We start from the raw sequence: 17,343 nt of genomic DNA on the forward strand, positions 1-17,343 counted from the left end.
GGCGGCCCGACCGGGCCGTCCGGCGAGGACGGCGAAGCGCGGGCCGGAATATTTTGAGCCGCGCTGAGTGCGGACAGCCGGGCGGCCGGTCGCCTAGATTGGCGTTGTGCAGGGCGGGCGCTGCCCGCCCCAGGAAACTGTGGACGATGCCAGGGGGGCGAACCCTCTCGCGGGCATCAGGTGGAGGAGGCGCTGTGAGCAGCGACCCGTGGGGCCGTGTCGATGAGACAGGCACCGTGTACGTGCGTACAGCCGATGGCGAGCAGGTCGTCGGATCGTGGCAGGCGGGTTCCCCCGAGGAGGCTCTGGCCTACTTCGAGCGCAAGTACGAGGGCATTGTGGTCGAGATCGGCCTCCTCGAACGGCGGGTGAAGACCACCGACCTGTCGGCGAAGGACGCGACGACCGCCATCGAGCATCTGCGTCTGCAGGTGGACGAGCATCACGCCGTCGGTGACCTCGACGCGCTGCGCAAGCGGCTCGACGCGCTGGGCGCGACGGTCGAATCGCGGCGCGAGGAGCGCAAGGCCCAGAAGGCGAAGCAGACCGACGAGGCGAAGCACGCCAAGGAGGCGCTGGTCGTCGAGGCGGAGGAGCTGGCGCAGAGCGAGCAGTGGCGCTCCGCGGGCGAGCGGCTCCGCGCGCTCGTGGACACGTGGAAGGGCCTCCCGCGGCTCGACCGCAAGTCCGACGACGAGCTGTGGCACCGCTTCTCGCATGCCCGCTCGGCGTTCTCCAAGCGCCGCAAGGCCCACTTCGCCTCGCTGGACGCCCAGCGCGAGGAGGCCCGCAAGGCCAAGGAGAAGCTGGTTGCGGAGGCCGAGTCGCTGTCCGGTTCCACGGACTGGGGAGCCACGGCCGCCCGCTATCGCGATCTGATGACGGAGTGGAAGGCGGCGGGCCGCGCCCAGCGCGAGGCCGAGGACGACCTGTGGAACCGTTTCCGCGGTGCTCAGGACGTCTTCTTCGCCGCCCGCAGCGGGGTGTTCGCCGAACGGGACGCGGAGCAGGGCGAGAACCTCAAGCTCAAGGAGGAGCTCGCGGCCGAGGCCGAGAAGCTGGTGCCGGTGAAGGACCTGAAGGCGGCCAGGGCCGCGTTCCGGGCCGTCAACGAGCGCTGGGAGGCCATCGGCCATGTGCCGCGTGACGCCCGCCCGAAGGTCGAGGGGCGGATGCACGCGGTGGAGCGGGCCCTCCAGGAGGCCGAGGAGTCGGAGTGGCGCCGGACGAACCCGGAGGCGCGTGCGCGCGCCGCGGGTCTGACCGGTCAGCTGCAGGCGGCCGTCGACAAGCTGCGTACGCAGATCGACACGGCCCGTGCCTCGGGCAACAACGCCCGGGCCGACAAGCTGGCCAAGGAGCTCGAAGGCCGGCAGGCACTGCTGGACCAGGCGCTGAAGGGCCTGGAGGAGTTCGGCGGCTGATCAAGCCGCTTGTGGTGACGAGGCCCCCTGTACGCGTCCCTCGGGACGTGTGCAGGGGGCCTCTCGTCTGCGCAGAGCCGCCGGTCAAGGCCTGCGGGCGGAGGTGACGCGGTAGACGTCGTAGACGCCCTCCACACCCCGCACCGCCTTCAGTACGTGGCCCAGGTGTTTCGGGTCGCCCATCTCGAAGGTGAAGCGCGAGGTGGCCACCCGGTCCCGGGAGGTCTGCACGGCCGCCGACAGGATGTTGACGTGCTGGTCGGACAGGACGCGGGTGACGTCCGACAGCAGCCGCGACCGGTCCAGTGCCTCGACCTGGATGGCGACCAGGAAGACCGAGGACTGGGTCGGCGCCCACTCGACGTCCAGGATCCGCTCCGGCTGCTGGGACAGCGAGTCCACGTTGACGCAGTCGGCACGGTGCACGGAGACGCCGCTGCCGCGGGTGACGAAGCCGATGATCGGGTCGCCGGGGACGGGCGTGCAGCAGCGGGCCAGTTTGACCCAGACGTCCTCGACGCCCTTGACGACGACACCGGGATCGGCGTTGGAGCGGCGCTTGCCGCGGCTGCGCGAGGGCGGCGAGCTCTCCGCGATGTCCTCGTTGGCGGCGTCCTCGCCACCGAGTGCCTGGACGAGTTTCTGTACGACACCGGCGGCGGCCACATGGCCCTCGCCGATCGCCGCGTACAGGGACGAGATGTCGGGGTAGCGCATCTCATGGGCGAGGGTCACCAGGGAGTCGCCGGTCAGGATGCGCTGGATCGGCAGGTTCTGCTTGCGCATGGCACGCGCGATCGCGTCCTTGCCCTGCTCGATCGCCTCGTCGCGGCGCTCCTTGGAGAACCAGGCGCGGATCTTGTTGCGGGCGCGGGGCGACTTGACGAAGCCCAGCCAGTCCCGGGACGGGCCGGCGCCGGCCGCCTTGGAGGTGAAGACCTCCACCAGGTCGCCGTTGTCGAGGGTCGATTCGAGCGGGACGAGCCGTCCGTTGACCCGCGCCCCTATGGTCCGGTGGCCGACCTCCGTATGCACGGCGTACGCGAAGTCGACCGGCGTCGCACCCGCGGGGAGCGCTATGACGTCGCCCTTGGGCGTGAAGACGAAGACCTCGTTGCGGGAGAGGTCGAAGCGCAGGGACTCCAGGAACTCGCTGGGGTCCTCGGTCTCCTTCTGCCAGTCCAGGAGCTGGCGCAGCCACGCCATGTCGTTGACGGTGTCCTGGCCGCGGCCGGTGTTCTTCGGCACGTCGGTGCGCACCTTGGAGGCGCCCGCGACGGCCTCCTGCTTGTACTTCCAGTGCGCGGCGATGCCGTACTCGGCACGGCGGTGCATGTCGAACGTGCGGATCTGCAGCTCGACCGGCTTGCCGCTGGGACCGATCACCGTGGTGTGCAGCGACTGGTACATGTTGAACTTGGGCATCGCGATGTAGTCCTTGAACCGGCCGGGGACCGGATTCCATCGCGCGTGGACGGTGCCGAGCGCCGCGTAGCAGTCGCGGACGGTGTCGACGAGGACCCTGATGCCCACCAGGTCGTAGATCTCGGCGAAGTCCCGGCCCCGCACGATCATCTTCTGGTAGACGCTGTAGTAGTGCTTCGGCCGCCCCGTGACGGTGGCCTTGATCCGGGCGGCACGCAGGTCGGCCTGGACTTCGTCGGTCACTATGGCGAGGTATTCGTCGCGTTTGGGGGCCCGCTCGGCGACGAGGCGGACGATCTCGTCGTACATCTTGGGGTAGAGGATCGCGAAGGCGAGATCCTCCAGCTCCCACTTGATGGTGTTCATGCCCAGGCGGTGGGCCAGCGGGGCATAGATCTCAAGCGTCTCGCGGGCCTTCTTCTCCTGCTTCTCCCGCTTGAGGTAGCGCATGGTGCGCATGTTGTGCAGCCGGTCGGCGAGCTTGATGACCAGGACCCGGGGGTCCTTGGCCATGGCGACGACCATCTTGCGTACGGTCTCGGCCTGCGCGGCCTCGCCGAACTTGACCTTGTCCAGCTTGGTGACACCGTCGACCAGCAGGGCGACCTGGTCGCCGAAGTCCCGCCGCAGGGTGTCCAGGCCGTACTCGGTGTCCTCGACCGTGTCGTGCAGCAGTCCGGCCATCAGCGTCGCCGGGTCCATGCCGAGCTCGGCGAGGATCGTCGTGACGGCGAGCGGATGCGTGATGTAGGGGTCGCCGCTCTTGCGCTTCTGGCCGCGGTGCCAGCGCTCGGCGACCTGGTAGGCGCGCTCGATCTGGCGCAGGGTGGCCGTCTCGATCTTGGTGTCGTTGCTGCGGACGATGCGCAGCAGTGGTTCGAGCACCGGGTTGTACGGGCTGGAGCGCTGCACACCGAGGCGGGCGAGCCTGGCCCGTACCCGATTGGAGGAGCCGCCGGAGCGGGACGCGGGAGCCGCCGGGGTGACGGGCTTGGCGGCGGGCTTCGACGGGGGCTTCGCGGCGGACGCGGCCGGGGAGGCGGGGGCAGCCGGCTGGGCGGGCGAGGCGGGGGCGGGCCGCAGCGCCGCTCCCCCGGCCGGCACCGCGCCCGCACCGGGCTCGGGCGCCGGGGGCTTCGGCTTCTGCGCGGGCTGCTTCTTCCCGGGCACGGCTGAGGCCGCCGCGGGCTTGTCGGGCTGCGGGGCGGCGACTGGCTGGGCCTCGTCTGGCAAGAGCGCTCCTCGTGCGGATCCGGGTACCCGGAAAGGCCATCGTATCGACCCTGTGGCCGGTCCTCCCCCGGGGACCGTGAGACCCCTCACAACGCGGGACGGGCACCCGGTTGTTCCCGGATGCCCGTCCTTCGCGCATGAGCCGTTGCCACGTGCGGTCCGCTGTCACTCAGACCGTGATCAGAACCTCCAGCGGGGCGCCGCGCAGGCCCTGCTCCAGACGGGCGCGACCGGGCAGGAATCCGAGCTCCATGAGGACCGCGACACCCGCGACCTCGGCACCGGCACGCCGGATCAGCTCCAGCGAGGCCTCGGCGGTGCCACCGGTCGCGAGGATGTCGTCGATGACCATGATCCGGTCGTCCGCGGACAGGTCCTCCGCGTGGATCTCGATCTCGGCGGTGCCGTACTCCAGCTCGTACGCCTGGCTGAGCGTGGCTCCCGGCAGTTTCCCGGCCTTGCGGACGGGTACGAAGCCGAGCCCGGCCCGGATCGCGACCGGGGCGGCCAGGATGAAGCCGCGTGCCTCAAGGCCGACGATCTTCGTGGCGCCGTGGCGTACGCAGAGTTCCGCGAGGGTCTCGGTGAGGGCCGCGAACGCTGCCGGGTCCGCGAGCAGCGGGGTGATGTCCTTGAACAGCACCCCCGGCTTGGGGTAGTCCGGCACATCGCGGATCCGGCTGAGCAGAAGCTCGCGGGTGGTCTCGGTGGTGCTGCTGGTCATCGACGCTTCCCCGGGGTCCGGCCGTGGCCCCTGGGGGGCTGCTGGCGCTGGCCGACGACCGCGGCGGCGGGTGCGGCGTCCTGGGGGAAGTCGTCGTCCGGCTGCTCGTCCTCGGCGGACTCGCCCTTGGCGGCGGCCGCCGCGCGCTTGGCGAGGATCCGCTTCTTCAGGGCCTTCATCTGCGGGTCGCGTTCCTTGAGGTCGGCGACGAGCGGGGTGGCGATGAAGATCGAGGAGTACGCACCGGCGGCGAGGCCGACGAAGAGCGCCAGGGAGATGTCGTTCAGCATGCCGGCGCCGAGGACACCGCCACCGATGAACAGCAGACCGGCGACCGGCAGCAGCGCCACGACGGTGGTGTTGATGGAACGGACCAGCGTGCCGTTGATGGAGCGGTTGGCGATCTCGCTGTACGTCCACCGGGTCTGCTTGGTGATCCCGTTCGTGCCCTCCTTGAGGCTGTCGAAGACGACGACCGTGTCGTAGAGGGAGTAACCGAGGATGGTCAGCAGACCGATCACGGTGCCCGGCGTGACCTCGAAGCCGACCAGGGCGTAGACACCGACCGTGATGGTGATGTCGTGGATCAGTGCGACCAGGGCCGCGACGGCCATGCGCCACTCGAAGGCGATGGCCAGGTAGATCACCACGAGGACCATGAAGATGCCGAGACCGGTCCACGCCTTGTTGGCGATCTGCTCACCCCAGCTGGGGCCGACCAGGTCCGCGGCGATCTTCTCGGTCGGGACGTCGAGGTCCTTGGAGAGCTGGTTCTTGATCTGGTCGGACTTCGCGGTGTCGACCTCGGTGATCTGGATGCGCAGACCGCCGTTGCCGAGCTTCTGGACGATCGCCTGGTGGCCGGAGGCCTCCGTGGCCAGGTCCTCCGCCTGGGCGACGCCGACATTCGTCTTCGTGGTGGTGAAGACCGCGCCGCCCTTGAACTCGATGCCCATGTTCAGGCCGCTGACCGCCAGGCCGACGATGGCCGTGATGGTGATCAGGATCGAGATCCCGTACCAGATCTTGCGCTTGCCGATGAAGTCGTAGCCGACCTCGCCGCGGTAGAGACGGGCGCCGAGACTGCCGAGTCGCGACATCTCACGCCTCCTTCGGGTCAGTGGGGGCGTTGACACGGCGCGAGCGGCGCAGCGGCGGCTTGGCACCGAGCCGCTTCGGGTCCAGACCGGACCACGGGTGACCGCTGGAGAAGAACTTCGTACGGGCCATCAGCGTCATGACGGGCTTGGTGAAGAGGAACACCACGACCACGTCGAGCAGGGTGGTGAGACCCAGCGTGAACGCGAAGCCCTGGACCTTGCCGACGGTGACCACGAAGAGCACCGCGGCGGCGAGGAACGACACGAAGTCGGAGACCAGGATGGTGCGCCGGGCGCGCGGCCAGGCGCGCTCGACGGCCGGGCGGAGCGTACGGCCCTCGCGGATCTCGTCGCGGATTCTCTCGAAGTACACGATGAAGGAGTCCGCGGTGATACCGATGGCCACGATGGCGCCGCAGACCGCCGGGAGGTTCAGCGCGAAGCCGATGGCCGGTCCGAGCAGCGACATGAGCGTGTAGGTCAGGACGCCGGAGGCCAGCAGGCTCAGGAGGGCGATGAGCGCGAGGCCGCGGTAGTAGACCACCAGGTAGATGACCACGAGGGCCAGACCGATGGCGCCCGCGATCAGACCCGCCTGGAGCTGCTCGCCACCGAGCGCGGCGGTGACGGTGGTGACGCTCTGCTCCTTGAACGAGAGCGGGAGCGCACCGTAGGAGAGGACGTTGGCCAGGTCCTCGGCGGACTGCTGGGTAAAACTGCCGGAGATCTCGGCGCTGCCGCTGAGCGTCGTGTTCACCTGGGGAGCCGAGACGACCTCGCCGTCCAGGGCGATGGCGAACTGGTTCTGCGGGGGCTGCTGCGCGGAGAGCTTCTTGGTGATCGTCTGGAACTGCTTGGAGCCCTGCTTGCTGAACTCCATGTTGACGATCCACATGCCGCGCTGCTGGTCGAAGCCGGCCTTGGCGTTGTCGACCTCGGTGCCGGACACCTCGGCCGGGCCCAGGATGTACTTGGCGTCGCCCTCGGAGCTGCACGCGACGACCGAATCGGTCGGCTTGGCGCCCTGGGCGGCCTTGGACCGGGATGCCTTGCTGGAGCAGTCGAGCTCCTCGAACTGCTTCTGCAGCTTGGCGGCGGCCGCTTCGTCGGCGGCGGATGCCGACGGCGTGGTGCCCGCCTTCGGGGTGGTGCTCGCCTTCGGGGTGGGCGAGGAGTCGGCCTTGAGGCCGTCGGTGACCGCGCGGCCCTGGGTGGTGGCGCTCGGATTCGGCGTCGACGACGCCTTTCCGTCGGCCCCCGCCGAGGCGCCCGGGCTGGGCTTGCCGGACGACGTGGTGCTGGGTGTCGGCGTGGGCGTGCCCTGGGCGACGGTCAGCACCGGCCGGAAGTAGAGCTTGGCGGTGGTACCGACCTGCTCACGGGCCTGGGCGGAATTCGTGCCCTTGGGGATGTTGACGATGATGTTGCGATCGCCCTGCGTCTGGACCTCGGCCTCGGAGACACCCAGACCATTGACACGGCGTTCCATGATCTGGACCGCGGTGTCCATGTTGGTCTTGTTGATCGCCGATTCCTGGCCCGGCTCGCTCTTCGCCTCGAGCGTGATGGACGTGCCACCCGCCAGGTCGATGCCCAGACGTGGGGTCGGCTGATCGGCCAGGAACATCCCGCCGGTGAGCGCGACCATGGCGATCAGGATCAGAGCCAGGGAACGCCCCGGCCTGCCCTGACCGCCGGCCGGCCCTCGGCTCTTCTTCGGTGCTGCCACCTTCTCGTTTCTCCCTGTCCAACCGCCCCGCGCCGGGTACGCGCCCGAGCGGCCACGAAGTGTAGTGGGGACCCGCCCCCGCAGAAGACCGCACGGTCCGGGGAGTGCCGGATGCCGGTGGGCTCACGGCATCCCCGGGTCGTGGGTTACTTCGCGTCGGCCTCGCCGTCGGTCTTGCCCTCGGACTTCTTGTCGGACTCGGCATCCGTCGGCTCGGCGTCGCCGGCGTCGGCCTCGGCCTTCTTGCCCAGGTCGATCTTGGCGTCGTCCGAGGTGTCCTCGTCGGCGTCGGCCCCGGTCAGCGAGGAGGCGTCGTCCGGCACGACCGCGCCGTCGATGTCGAGGGCGTTCTCGTCGTCGCCGTGGACGATGCGGTTGTACTCCGCGTCGTCGAGGACGGCGCCGATGGCGTTCTTGGCGTAGACGGCGTGGACGCCGGGCGCGATCTCAAGGAGAACCGTGTCTTCGTGAAGCTCCTTGACGGTGGCGTACATGCCCCCGATCGTCCGGACGCCGGTGCCGGGCTGCATCTCATTGCGCATCTGGGCGGCGGCCGCCTGCTTCTTCTTGGCGGACCGCGTCATCAGGAACATGGCCCCGATGAGCACGATGAAGGGGAGGAGAGTCACGGGATTCACGGGACGAGTTTCCTTCGCACGACCGCGCTGGAGGGCGGCCTGATCTACGGGGGTGGGTACACCGACCTGTAAGGGCGGCATCGGCGGAGTCTAAGCGAGTCCGCATCGATGGAACAACGCCCGGCGCCGCTCGGTGGTTCCTGTCCGGGTGAACCTGTGACTCATCACGCCCCGAACAGGCCCTGTTGTCCCTTTCCGCCGTGCTGCGGCGGCACGAGGCCGAGGTGGGCCCAGGCCGCGGGTGTCGCGACGCGCCCCCGCGGAGTCCTGGCCAGCAGCCCCTCCCGTACGAGGAAGGGCTCGGCGACCTCCTCGACCGTTTCGCGCTCCTCGCCCACGGCCACCGCGAGGGTCGACAACCCGACGGGACCGCCGCCGAAGAGCTTCAGCAGGGCGCCGAGCACCGCCCGGTCCAGCCGGTCGAGACCGCGGGCGTCGACCTCGTACACGCCGAGGGCCGCGGAGGCGACGGCGCGGTCGATCCGCCCGTCGGCCTTGACCTGGGCGTAGTCCCGGACGCGGCGCAGCAGCCGGTTGGCGATCCGGGGGGTGCCGCGGGACCGCCCGGCGATCTCGGCGGCGCCGTCCGTGTCTATCGCCACGTCGAGAAGGCGGGCGGAGCGGTGGATGACGCGTTCCAGTTCGGTGGGGGCGTAGAACTCCATGTGCCCGGTGAAGCCGAAGCGGTCGCGCAGCGGGGGCGGCAGCAGTCCGGCCCTGGTGGTGGCGCCGACCAGGGTGAAGGGCGGCAGTTCCAGCGGGATGGCGGTGGCGCCGGGTCCCTTGCCTACGATGACGTCGACGCGGAAGTCCTCCATCGCCATGTAGAGCATTTCCTCGGCGGGCCGCGACATGCGGTGGATCTCGTCGAGGAAGAGGACCTCGCCCTCCTGGAGCGAGGAGAGGATCGCGGCGAGATCACCCGCGTGCTGGATGGCGGGGCCGGAGGTGATCCGGATCGGCGCGTCCATCTCGGCCGCGATGATCATGGAGAGTGTGGTCTTGCCGAGGCCGGGGGCGCCGGAGAGCAGGACATGGTCGGCGGTGGCTCCCCGGGCCTTGGCCGCCTTGAGGACCAGGTCGAGCTGTTCGCGCACCTTCTCCTGGCCGACGAATTCGTCGAGGTCCTTCGGCCGCAGCGCCGCCTCGACCGCGGTGTCCTCGCCGTCCGCGCCGGCGTCGACAAGACGCTCGTCGAGGCGCTCGCCAAGGCGCTCGTCGGTGTCGGATCCGGTGTCGGGTCCGGTGTCGTCCCAGTTCATTCAGTCTGTCCCGCCTCGGGTGTTTCGGTGCCGTGCGGTGCCCGGCCCGGCGTCGGGGAGGGGAGTCGGTGCCCCCCGGGGTGCCGCGCTCCGCTCAGCGCGCGCGGTTGAGGGTCTGCAGCGCGGCGCGCAGCAGCTGCGGCACGGGCGCCTGCCCGCTCTCGGCCAGCGCCGCCTCGGCCTGCGGGGTGACCGCGGTGACCGCTTCGTCGGCCTCGCGGGTGGCGTAGCCGAGACCGATCAGGGCCGCCTGCAGCTGGTCGCGCCAGGAGGAGGTGACTGCCGTGCCGATGCCCTGTCGGCCGATCTGCGCGCCGACGGGCTCGCCGAGCCTGTCCTTCAGTTCGAGGAGGAGTTTCTGCGCGCCCTTCTTGCCGATGCCGGAGACGGCGGTGAGCGCCTTCTCGTCGCCGGTGGCGACCGCGATCCGCAGGGCGTCCGGGGTATGGGTGGCGAGCATGGCCTGGGCGAGCCGGGGACCGACTCCGCTGGCGGTCTGGAGCAGCTCGAAGACCTGCCGCTCGTCGTCGTCGGCGAAGCCGTAGAGGGTGAGCGAATCCTCCCGTACGACGAGGGAGGTGGCCAGCCTGGCCTCCTTGCCGATCCGGAGGCCGGCGAGGGTGTTCGGCGCGCACTGGACGGCCATGCCGATGCCGCCGACCTCGATCACGGCCGTGGTCGGGGCGAGTGCGGCGACGGGGCCGCTGACGAAGGCGATCATCGGGGGACCTTCCGGACGGGGACTGCGGGTGTACGGGGAACGCGCGGGGTACGGGCCGCGGCGGCTGCCGCGTGTGCCTGCTGGAGGCGGTTTACCGCGGGCGCGCGCCAGATGTGACAGATGGCGAGCGCGAGGGCGTCGGCCGCGTCGGCCGGTTTCGGCGGGGCGTCGAGCCTCAGCAGCCGGGTCACCATGGCACCGACCTGCGCCTTGTCGGCACGGCCACTGCCGGTGACGGCCGCCTTGACTTCGCTGGGGGTGTGCAGGGCGACGGGAATGCCGCGCCGGGACGCGCAGAGCATGGCGACCGCGCTGGCCTGGGCGGTGCCCATCACCGTACGGACGTTGTGCTGGCTGAACACCCGCTCCACGGCGACGAATTCGGGCCGGTGCTCGTCGAGCCATTCCTCGATGCCGCGCTCGATGGCGACCAGCCGGTGGCCGAGCTCGGCGTCGGCCGGGGTGCGGACGACGCCGACACCGAGCATCGTCAGGGGCCGCCCGGCAACGCCTTCGACGACACCGACACCGCACCGGGTCAGCCCCGGGTCGACACCGAGTACCCGCATGCGACGCCCCCTCCGTACCGATCGGTCAACTGTTCCCGCAGGCTATCGGCTCGCACTGACAATGCGACGGGCCGACGGGGTGTGTCCCCGTCGGCCCGTCCCTGAAGGCTGTGCCGGTGCCGGCTCAGGCGTCGACCTTCTCCATGACCTCGTCCGAGACGTCGAAGTTGGCGAAGACGTTCTGCACGTCGTCGCTGTCCTCCAGCGCGTCGATCAGCTTGAAGATCTTGCGCGCGCCCTCCTCGTCCAGCTCGACCTGCATGGTGGGCAGGAAGTTGGCCTCGGCGGAGTCGTAGTCGATGCCGGCCTCCTGGAGCGCGGTGCGGACCGCGACCATGTCGGTGGCCTCGCTGACGACCTCGTACGTGTCACCGAGGTCGTTGACCTCCTCGGCGCCCGCGTCGAGCACGGCGCCCAGGACGTCGTCCTCGGTCAGCCCGCCCTTGGGGACGATGACGACGCCCTTGCGGTTGAAGAGGTACGAGACCGAACCCGGGTCGGCCATCGAGCCGCCGTTGCGGGTCATCGCGACACGCACGTCGGACGCGGCACGGTTGCGGTTGTCGGTGAGGCACTCGATGAGCACCGCGACACCGTTCGGGCCGTAACCCTCGTACATGATCGTCTGGTAGTCGACGCCGCCCGCTTCGAGACCGCCACCGCGCTTGACCGCGGAGTCGATGTTCTTGTTCGGTACGGAGCTCTTCTTCGCCTTCTGGATCGCGTCCACGAGGGTCGGGTTTCCCTCGGGGTCCACACCGCCGGTGCGGGCCGCGACCTCGATGTTCTTGATCAGCTTCGCGAAGAGCTTGCCGCGCTTGGCATCGATCACGGCCTTCTTGTGCTTCGTCGTAGCCCATTTAGAGTGGCCGGACATCTGCCTTCTCCTTCGCGTCACCAAAATCGATCGGAACCCGAGAGATCCTACCGGGATCGAGTCAGCCGACTGCGCGCACCATGTCCACGAACAACGCGTGAACCCGGTGGTCTCCGGTCAGTTCCGGGTGGAAGGACGTCGCCAGTGCGTTTCCCTGGCGGACGGCGACGATGTGACCGCCGTGCTCCGCCGCCACCTCGGCCCGCGCTCCGACCGACTCCACCCACGGGGCGCGGATGAACACGCCCTCGACCGGGCCGCCCCCGATGCCGGCGACCTCCACGGCCGCCTCGAAGGACTCGTTCTGTCGCCCGAAGGCATTACGGCGCACGATCATGTCGATCCCGCCGACCGTCTCCTGGCCCGCGCGCGGGTCGAGGATCTTGTCGGCGAGCAGGATCATTCCGGCGCAGGTGCCGTAGACCGGCATTCCCTCCCGGACCCGCTCGCGCAGCGGTTCCAGCATGCCGAACAGGACAGCCAGTTTGGACATCGTGGTGGACTCGCCGCCGGGAATGACCAGGCCGTCGACCTCGGCGAGTTCCTCGGGACGCCGGACCGGCCTGGCCAGGGCGTCCGCCGAGGCCAGGGCGATCAGGTGTTCCCGTACGTCGCCCTGGAGAGCCAGGACTCCGATCACAGGGGTGTCGCTCATCAGGGACTACCAGCCGCGGTTGGCGTAGCGCTCGGCCTCGGGCAGGGTGTCGCAGTTGATGCCGACCATGGCCTCGCCCAGGTTCCGGGAGGCGTCCGCGATGATCTTCGGGTCGTCGTAGAAGGTGGTGGCCTTCACGATGGCGGCGGCGCGCTTGGCCGGGTCGCCGGACTTGAAGATGCCGGAGCCGACGAAGACGCCCTCGGCGCCGAGCTGGCGCATCAGCGCGGCGTCGGCGGGGGTGGCGACGCCGCCCGCGGAGAACAGCACGACGGGCAGCTTGCCGAGCTCGGCGACCTCCTTGACCAGCTCGTACGGGGCGCGGAGGTCCTTGGCGGCGGCGTACAGCTCGTTGTTGTCGTAGCCGCGCAGCCGGGCGATCTCGTTCTTGATCTGGCGCAGGTGGCGGACGGCCTCGACGACGTTTCCGGTGCCGGCCTCGCCCTTCGAACGGATCATGGCCGCACCCTCGGCGATGCGGCGCAGGGCTTCGCCCAGGTTCGTGGCGCCGCAGACGAACGGGGTGGTGAAGGCGAACTTGTCGCTGTGGTTGACCTCGTCGGCCGGGGTGAGGACCTCGGACTCGTCGATGTAGTCGACACCGAGGGACTGGAGGACCTGGGCCTCGACGAAGTGCCCGATGCGGGACTTCGCCATCACGGGGATGGAGACGGCCTCGATGATCTCCTCGATCATGGTCGGGTCCGACATCCGGGCCACGCCGCCGTCCTTGCGGATGTCGGCCGGCACCCGCTCCAGGGCCATGACGGCCACGGCGCCCGCGTCCTCGGCGATCTTCGCCTGCTCGGCGTTGACGACGTCCATGATCACGCCGCCCTTGAGCTGCTCGGCCATGCCCCGCTTGACGCGGGCGGTGCCGATGGCCGGGGAGTCGGCGGACTGCGGGGTGGTGGGAAGCGTGGACACGGATCGACCTCACTCGGAGAAAAAGTTGCTGAAAGCGCTGATGGGTGCAGTGCTGAGGAAACTCTCCGGAACCGGTCCACAGCAAGGGCCAATAGGAGGCCGGTGGATCGTTTTGAACGCGTACGGGAGGGGTTGTGAGCCCGGTCACGCCCGGGGCGAGCGGGGCCGCCGCCCACGGTTTCCTGTTCCTGCCCTGGGCGGTCGACGACGTCACGCACGCGGGCGGGCGGGGCCGCCGGGTCAGCTGACGGGGCGGTCCGCCAGGGCGACCGGCGGTTCGTCGTCCATCTCGAAGGCGAGCGGGAACGGCGCGTGCCCGGCCAGCCGGAACCATCGCACGGTGCGGTGCCGACGCAGCGCCCGCGCCGCGCGCACCGCGTCGTTGTGGAACCGCCTGGCCATCGGGACCCGGCGCACGGCCGCGGCGAGCTCGGACGCCGCCTCCTCGCCGCCGGGGATCTCCTTCACGGTCTCCACCTGCGCCGTCTCGCCGAAGACCGCCCGCAGGGCGGCGCTCAGCTCGCTCTCCGCGACCTCGCGGTGTTCTTCCTCCGCCTGACGGGCGGCGTGCGCGGCCTCGTACAGCACGATGGACGCGGCCGGGTCGAGAACACCCGATGTGGCCAGTTCCTGGGTGACCGAGGCGCGACGCAGGAGCTGCGCGTCGAGGGCCGCACGGGCGGCGTCGATGCGGGCGTGCAGCCGGTCCAGCCGTCCGGCGGTCCAGCTGAGGTACATACCGGTCGCGACGATCGCGACGGCGATCCAGATGAGGGTTTCGATCACGGGCGGCAAGGCTACCGTCGGGGCGCGGACGGTGCGGCCGCCCGGCAATCAAGGACCAGGGCCGGGACAAGGACCGCCCTGGTCAGGCCCGCCCTAAGGGCTGTCCCGTAATCCCTGGTGGATCAGTGTGCGGCGTCGGATGCGGTGCATCGCAAGGCGGAGGGACGCCCGAATACTGGATGCACTCGGGCGTTCCGACAACGCGGCGAGGTGCCATAGCCGTCGTCGCACGCCCGCCGGGGATTACGGGACAGCCCTTAGTCCCGCGCCAGTCCGAAACGCGCCCGCAGGCCCGTGCGCTCGTCGGCAGCCACCGACGCCGCGCCGTCCGTCACCGTCTCGTACACCGCGAGGATGTCGGCCCCTACAGTCGACCAGTCGAAGCGCCGCACGTGCGCGGCTCCCCGCTCGCGCAGCTCCGCACGCCGCTCCGGGTCGCCGAGCAGCCGCACCGCCGCCGCCGCCAGCGCGTCCGCGTCCTCGTTGGCGAACAGCTCGCCCGCCGCGCCCAGATTCAGGACCTGCGCGAACGCGTCCAGATCGCTGGCGAGGACCGGCGCACCGGCCGACATCGCCTCGACCAGGATGATCCCGAAGCTCTCGCCGCCCGTGTTGGGCGCGACGTACACATCGACGCTGCGCAGCAGCCGCGCCTTGTCCTCGTCGCTCACCATGCCGAGGAACTCGACGCGTCCGCGCATCTGCGCGGGCAGCGAGGCGACCGCCTCCTCCTCGTCGCCGCGGCCCGCCACCAGCAGCCTGGTGTCCGGACGGGCGGCGAGGATCGCGGGCAGCGCCCTCATCAGGACGGGCAGGCCCTTGCGCGGCTCGTCGATGCGCCCGATGAAGCCGATGGTGCCGCCCTCCCGTCTCCCGCCACCGCCCTCGACCGAGCTTCGCGCCCCCTCTGATTGCCACTCGGCCTTGGGTTCGGCTCCGGCGAAGAAGCCGACGTCGACGCCGTTCGGGATGACGACCGCGTCGCCGCCGAGGTGCTCGACCAGGGTCCGGCGCGCGTACTCGCTCACCGCGATGCGCGCGCTGATCTTCTCCAGCGCGGGCTGCAGGATCGGGTACGCGGCGATCATGGCCCGGGAGCGCGGGTTGGAGGTGTGGAAGGTGGCGACGATCGGCCCCTGCGCGGCCCAGCAGGCGAGCAGCCCCAGCGACGGCGACGTCGGCTCGTGGATGTGGATCACGTCGAAGGTGCCGTCGTGCAGCCAGCGGCGCACCCGGGCTGCCGAGAGGAAGCCGAAGTTCAGCCGGGCCACGGAGCCGTTGTACGGGACGGGCACGGCCCGGCCCGCCGAGACCACGTACGGCGGCAGCGGTGTCTCGTCGTCGGCGGGCGCCAGCACCGACACCTGATGTCCCAGACGGATCAGGTGTTCGGCGAGGTCGCGGATGTGGAACTGCACACCGCCCGGGACGTCCCAGGAGTACGGGCACACGATGCCGATCTTCACGGCCGGTCCTCCCGGTTCTCCCGGTTCTCCAGATCGGCCGACCAGAGCCGCTGCAGCATGTGCCAGTCCTCCGGATGGTCGGCGATCCCGACGGCGAAGGCATCGGCGAGCGCCTGCGTCATCGAGGACGTCTTCTCCGTGCGGCTGCCCGACTCGGGCACCTCGACGGGCGGATGGATACGCGCCTTCATCACGGGCGTCTCGTCGTAGTTGAGCGTCACCGGCAGCAGCAGTGCCCCGGTCTGCTGGGCCAGCAGCGCCGGTCCCGCGGGCATGCGCGCGGTGTCCCCGAAGAACGCCACCTCGACGCCGGAGGCCGACAGGTCGCGGTCGGCGACCAGGCAGACCAGGCCGCCCGCGCGCAGCCGCCGGGCCAGGGTGCCGAAGGCGGCGCCGCCGCTGTGCGGCAGGACCTCCATGCCGAGCCCCTCCCGGTAGGCCACGAACCGGTCGTAGAGCGTCTCCGGCTTGAGCCGCTCGGCGACCGTGGTGAAGGGCACCTTGAGATCGGTGGTGACCCAGGCTCCCGCCAGGTCCCAGTTCCCCAGGTGCGGCAGGGCGAGGATGACGCCGCGGCCGGTGGCCAGGCCGTCGGTCAGCCGGTACGCGTCCGTCACGTCTATCGACGCCTTGATCCGTGCCGGGCTCCAGGTGGGCAGCCGGAACGACTCCATCCAGTAGCGCATGTACGAGCGCATCCCGGCCCGGGAGAGCGCGGCGAGCCGGGCCGGGGACGCCTCGGGCACGACCCGCGCCAGATTCGCCTCCAGCCGCAGGACGCCTTTGCCCCGCCGCTTCCACGCCTGGTCGGCGATGGTGCGGAAGAGCGTCCGGGCGGCCGGCTCGGGGAGCTTCTTCACGGCGGCCCAGCCGAGCCCGTACAGCCCGTCGGTCAGCCGGTCCCGCAGGCTGCTCCGCGCGTCACCCGGTGCGCCGCTCACTGCGCGGCTCCCCTCCCCCGGTCCGCAGCGGCCTCGGCCGCCTCGGCGGCGTCGGCCTCGGCGGACTCGCGGCGCACGGTCACGACCCGCTGCACGAGCGTCACCAGGCTGCCCGCGGCGACGATCCACAGCGCGATCGGCAGCAGCACCTGGATCCCGGGGACACCGAACTTGTGGAGCCCCGCGAACCCGGCCGCGACCAACGAGATAACCAGCCGCTCGGCACGCTCCACGAGCCCGTTGACCGCGACCGGCAGCCCGATCGACTCGCCGCGCGCCTTCGTGTACGAGACCACCTGGCCGCTCGCCAGGCAGAAGATCGCGACCGCGCACAGCACGTTGTCGTCGCCCTTGCCCGCGTACCAGAGCGCGAACCCGCCGAAGATCGCCCCGTCGGCGACCCGGTCCAGGGTCGAGTCCAGGAACGCGCCCCAGCGGCTGGAGATGCCGGCCTGCCGGGCCATGTTGCCGTCGACGAGGTCGGAGAAGACGAAGATCGTGATGACGATCGTGCCCCAGAAGAACTCCCCCATGGGGAAGAAGACCAGCGCACCTGCCATCACCCCGGCCGTACCGATCAGAGTGACCGCGTCAGGGCTCACGCCGAGACGGAGCAACAGTGCGGCGAACGGTGTGAGGACACGCGTAAAAAATGCACGCGCGTACTTGTTCAGCATGGCCTTCCCGAGGGTCGGTGGGCCGAGCGGCCCCTTCGGCCACCGGCTGGCCCATCGTAGTCACGCCCGCCGGACTCCACCTTCCGGGCACCCGGCCTCGCGCGGCGGCGCCCGACGTATGGACGCGACCCGGTGTGAGTGCAAAGCTCGAAATACCGCGGGCGTCGCCGTAGCCGCCGCGGCGGCTCC

At 70.4% G+C, this 17,343-nt stretch carries 16 protein-coding genes; 1 reads left to right on the plus strand and 15 read right to left on the minus strand.

What is annotated here, in order from left to right:
- The first annotated feature begins 194 nt into the window (after positions 1–194).
- Complete coding sequence (locus tag ACIOMQ_RS15110) at positions 195–1,424, plus strand: DUF349 domain-containing protein (RefSeq protein ID WP_362205631.1); 1,230 nt, start codon at positions 195–197, stop codon at positions 1,422–1,424.
- A gap of 84 nt (positions 1,425–1,508) precedes the next feature.
- On the opposite strand, the gene ACIOMQ_RS15115 is transcribed toward ACIOMQ_RS15110, so the two are convergent.
- The 15 genes from ACIOMQ_RS15115 to pgsA all read right to left on the minus strand — a co-directional run bounded on the left by ACIOMQ_RS15115 (position 1,509) and on the right by pgsA (position 17,154).
- The gene (locus ACIOMQ_RS15115; protein ID WP_362205628.1) at positions 1,509–4,082 is read right to left on the minus strand and encodes a bifunctional (p)ppGpp synthetase/guanosine-3',5'-bis(diphosphate) 3'-pyrophosphohydrolase; all 2,574 of its coding nucleotides are present in this window, start codon (positions 4,080–4,082) and stop codon (positions 1,509–1,511) included.
- A 169-nt stretch (positions 4,083–4,251) separates the two neighbouring features.
- Complete coding sequence (locus ACIOMQ_RS15120) at positions 4,252–4,806, minus strand: adenine phosphoribosyltransferase (RefSeq protein ID WP_362205625.1); 555 nt, start codon at positions 4,804–4,806, stop codon at positions 4,252–4,254.
- Entirely contained in the window at positions 4,803–5,906 is a 1,104-nt protein-coding gene (gene secF / locus ACIOMQ_RS15125) for a protein translocase subunit SecF (protein ID WP_401267243.1), read from the minus strand. The genes ACIOMQ_RS15120 and secF overlap by 4 nt, the downstream gene beginning before the upstream one ends.
- Position 5,907: 1 nt before the next feature.
- A complete protein-coding gene (gene secD, locus ACIOMQ_RS15130; RefSeq protein ID WP_362205619.1) occupies positions 5,908–7,635 on the minus strand; it encodes a protein translocase subunit SecD in 1,728 nt (575 codons plus the stop codon).
- Between the two features lie 146 nt (positions 7,636–7,781).
- Positions 7,782–8,273 (minus strand): preprotein translocase subunit YajC, encoded by a 492-nt coding sequence (yajC, locus tag ACIOMQ_RS15135; RefSeq protein WP_362205616.1) that lies wholly within the window; start codon positions 8,271–8,273, stop codon positions 7,782–7,784.
- A gap of 164 nt (positions 8,274–8,437) precedes the next feature.
- The gene (gene ruvB, locus ACIOMQ_RS15140) at positions 8,438–9,535 is read right to left on the minus strand and encodes a Holliday junction branch migration DNA helicase RuvB (RefSeq protein ID WP_401267248.1); all 1,098 of its coding nucleotides are present in this window, start codon (positions 9,533–9,535) and stop codon (positions 8,438–8,440) included.
- Between the two features lie 94 nt (positions 9,536–9,629).
- Positions 9,630–10,256: a Holliday junction branch migration protein RuvA gene (gene ruvA / locus ACIOMQ_RS15145; RefSeq protein ID WP_362205611.1), complete on the minus strand. Its 627-nt coding sequence runs from the start codon at positions 10,254–10,256 to the stop codon at positions 9,630–9,632.
- Positions 10,253–10,825 (minus strand): crossover junction endodeoxyribonuclease RuvC, encoded by a 573-nt coding sequence (ruvC, locus tag ACIOMQ_RS15150; RefSeq protein ID WP_030918815.1) that lies wholly within the window; start codon positions 10,823–10,825, stop codon positions 10,253–10,255. The genes ruvA and ruvC overlap by 4 nt, the downstream gene beginning before the upstream one ends.
- Before the next feature lie 124 nt (positions 10,826–10,949).
- The gene (locus tag ACIOMQ_RS15155) at positions 10,950–11,702 is read right to left on the minus strand and encodes a YebC/PmpR family DNA-binding transcriptional regulator (protein ID WP_362205607.1); all 753 of its coding nucleotides are present in this window, start codon (positions 11,700–11,702) and stop codon (positions 10,950–10,952) included.
- 61 nt (positions 11,703–11,763) lie between these two features.
- The gene (gene pdxT, locus ACIOMQ_RS15160) at positions 11,764–12,357 is read right to left on the minus strand and encodes a pyridoxal 5'-phosphate synthase glutaminase subunit PdxT (protein ID WP_362205604.1); all 594 of its coding nucleotides are present in this window, start codon (positions 12,355–12,357) and stop codon (positions 11,764–11,766) included.
- A 6-nt stretch (positions 12,358–12,363) separates the two neighbouring features.
- A complete protein-coding gene (pdxS, locus tag ACIOMQ_RS15165; protein ID WP_362205601.1) occupies positions 12,364–13,284 on the minus strand; it encodes a pyridoxal 5'-phosphate synthase lyase subunit PdxS in 921 nt (306 codons plus the stop codon).
- A 240-nt stretch (positions 13,285–13,524) separates the two neighbouring features.
- Positions 13,525–14,022 carry a hypothetical protein gene (locus tag ACIOMQ_RS15170; protein WP_362205794.1) on the minus strand — a complete coding sequence of 166 codons (498 nt, stop codon included), beginning with the start codon at positions 14,020–14,022 and terminating at the stop codon, positions 13,525–13,527.
- 305 nt (positions 14,023–14,327) lie between these two features.
- Entirely contained in the window at positions 14,328–15,536 is a 1,209-nt protein-coding gene (locus ACIOMQ_RS15175) for a glycosyltransferase family 4 protein (protein WP_362205598.1), read from the minus strand.
- Positions 15,533–16,477 carry a phosphatidylinositol mannoside acyltransferase gene (locus ACIOMQ_RS15180; protein WP_402127723.1) on the minus strand — a complete coding sequence of 315 codons (945 nt, stop codon included), beginning with the start codon at positions 16,475–16,477 and terminating at the stop codon, positions 15,533–15,535. Before ACIOMQ_RS15180 ends, ACIOMQ_RS15175 begins: the two co-directional genes overlap by 4 nt.
- On the minus strand, positions 16,474–17,154 hold the full coding sequence (pgsA, locus tag ACIOMQ_RS15185) for a phosphatidylinositol phosphate synthase (RefSeq protein WP_401938661.1): 681 nt from the start codon (positions 17,152–17,154) through the stop codon (positions 16,474–16,476). Before pgsA ends, ACIOMQ_RS15180 begins: the two co-directional genes overlap by 4 nt.
- Between the last annotated feature and the right edge of the window lie 189 nt (positions 17,155–17,343).

Source organism: Streptomyces sp. NPDC087845, from assembly GCF_044742755.1.
Classification (GTDB): Bacteria; Actinomycetota; Actinomycetes; order Streptomycetales; family Streptomycetaceae; genus Streptomyces.

What these genes read in the sequence shown, in the direction of transcription:
- ruvC (WP_030918815.1), bottom strand. Translation starts at nt 10,825, where the DNA reads ATGCGGGTACTCGGTGTCGACCCGGGGCTGACCCGGTGCGGTGTCGGT.
- pdxT (WP_362205604.1), bottom strand. Translation starts at nt 12,357, where the DNA reads ATGAGCGACACCCCTGTGATCGGAGTCCTGGCTCTCCAGGGCGACGTA.
- ruvB (WP_401267248.1), bottom strand. Translation starts at nt 9,535, where the DNA reads ATGAACTGGGACGACACCGGACCCGACACCGGATCCGACACCGACGAG.
- ACIOMQ_RS15170 (WP_362205794.1), bottom strand. Translation starts at nt 14,022, where the DNA reads ATGTACCTCAGCTGGACCGCCGGACGGCTGGACCGGCTGCACGCCCGC.
- ACIOMQ_RS15155 (WP_362205607.1), bottom strand. Translation starts at nt 11,702, where the DNA reads ATGTCCGGCCACTCTAAATGGGCTACGACGAAGCACAAGAAGGCCGTG.
- ACIOMQ_RS15120 (WP_362205625.1), bottom strand. Translation starts at nt 4,806, where the DNA reads ATGACCAGCAGCACCACCGAGACCACCCGCGAGCTTCTGCTCAGCCGG.
- pgsA (WP_401938661.1), bottom strand. Translation starts at nt 17,154, where the DNA reads ATGCTGAACAAGTACGCGCGTGCATTTTTTACGCGTGTCCTCACACCG.
- secF (WP_401267243.1), bottom strand. Translation starts at nt 5,906, where the DNA reads ATGTCGCGACTCGGCAGTCTCGGCGCCCGTCTCTACCGCGGCGAGGTC.
- ruvA (WP_362205611.1), bottom strand. Translation starts at nt 10,256, where the DNA reads ATGATCGCCTTCGTCAGCGGCCCCGTCGCCGCACTCGCCCCGACCACG.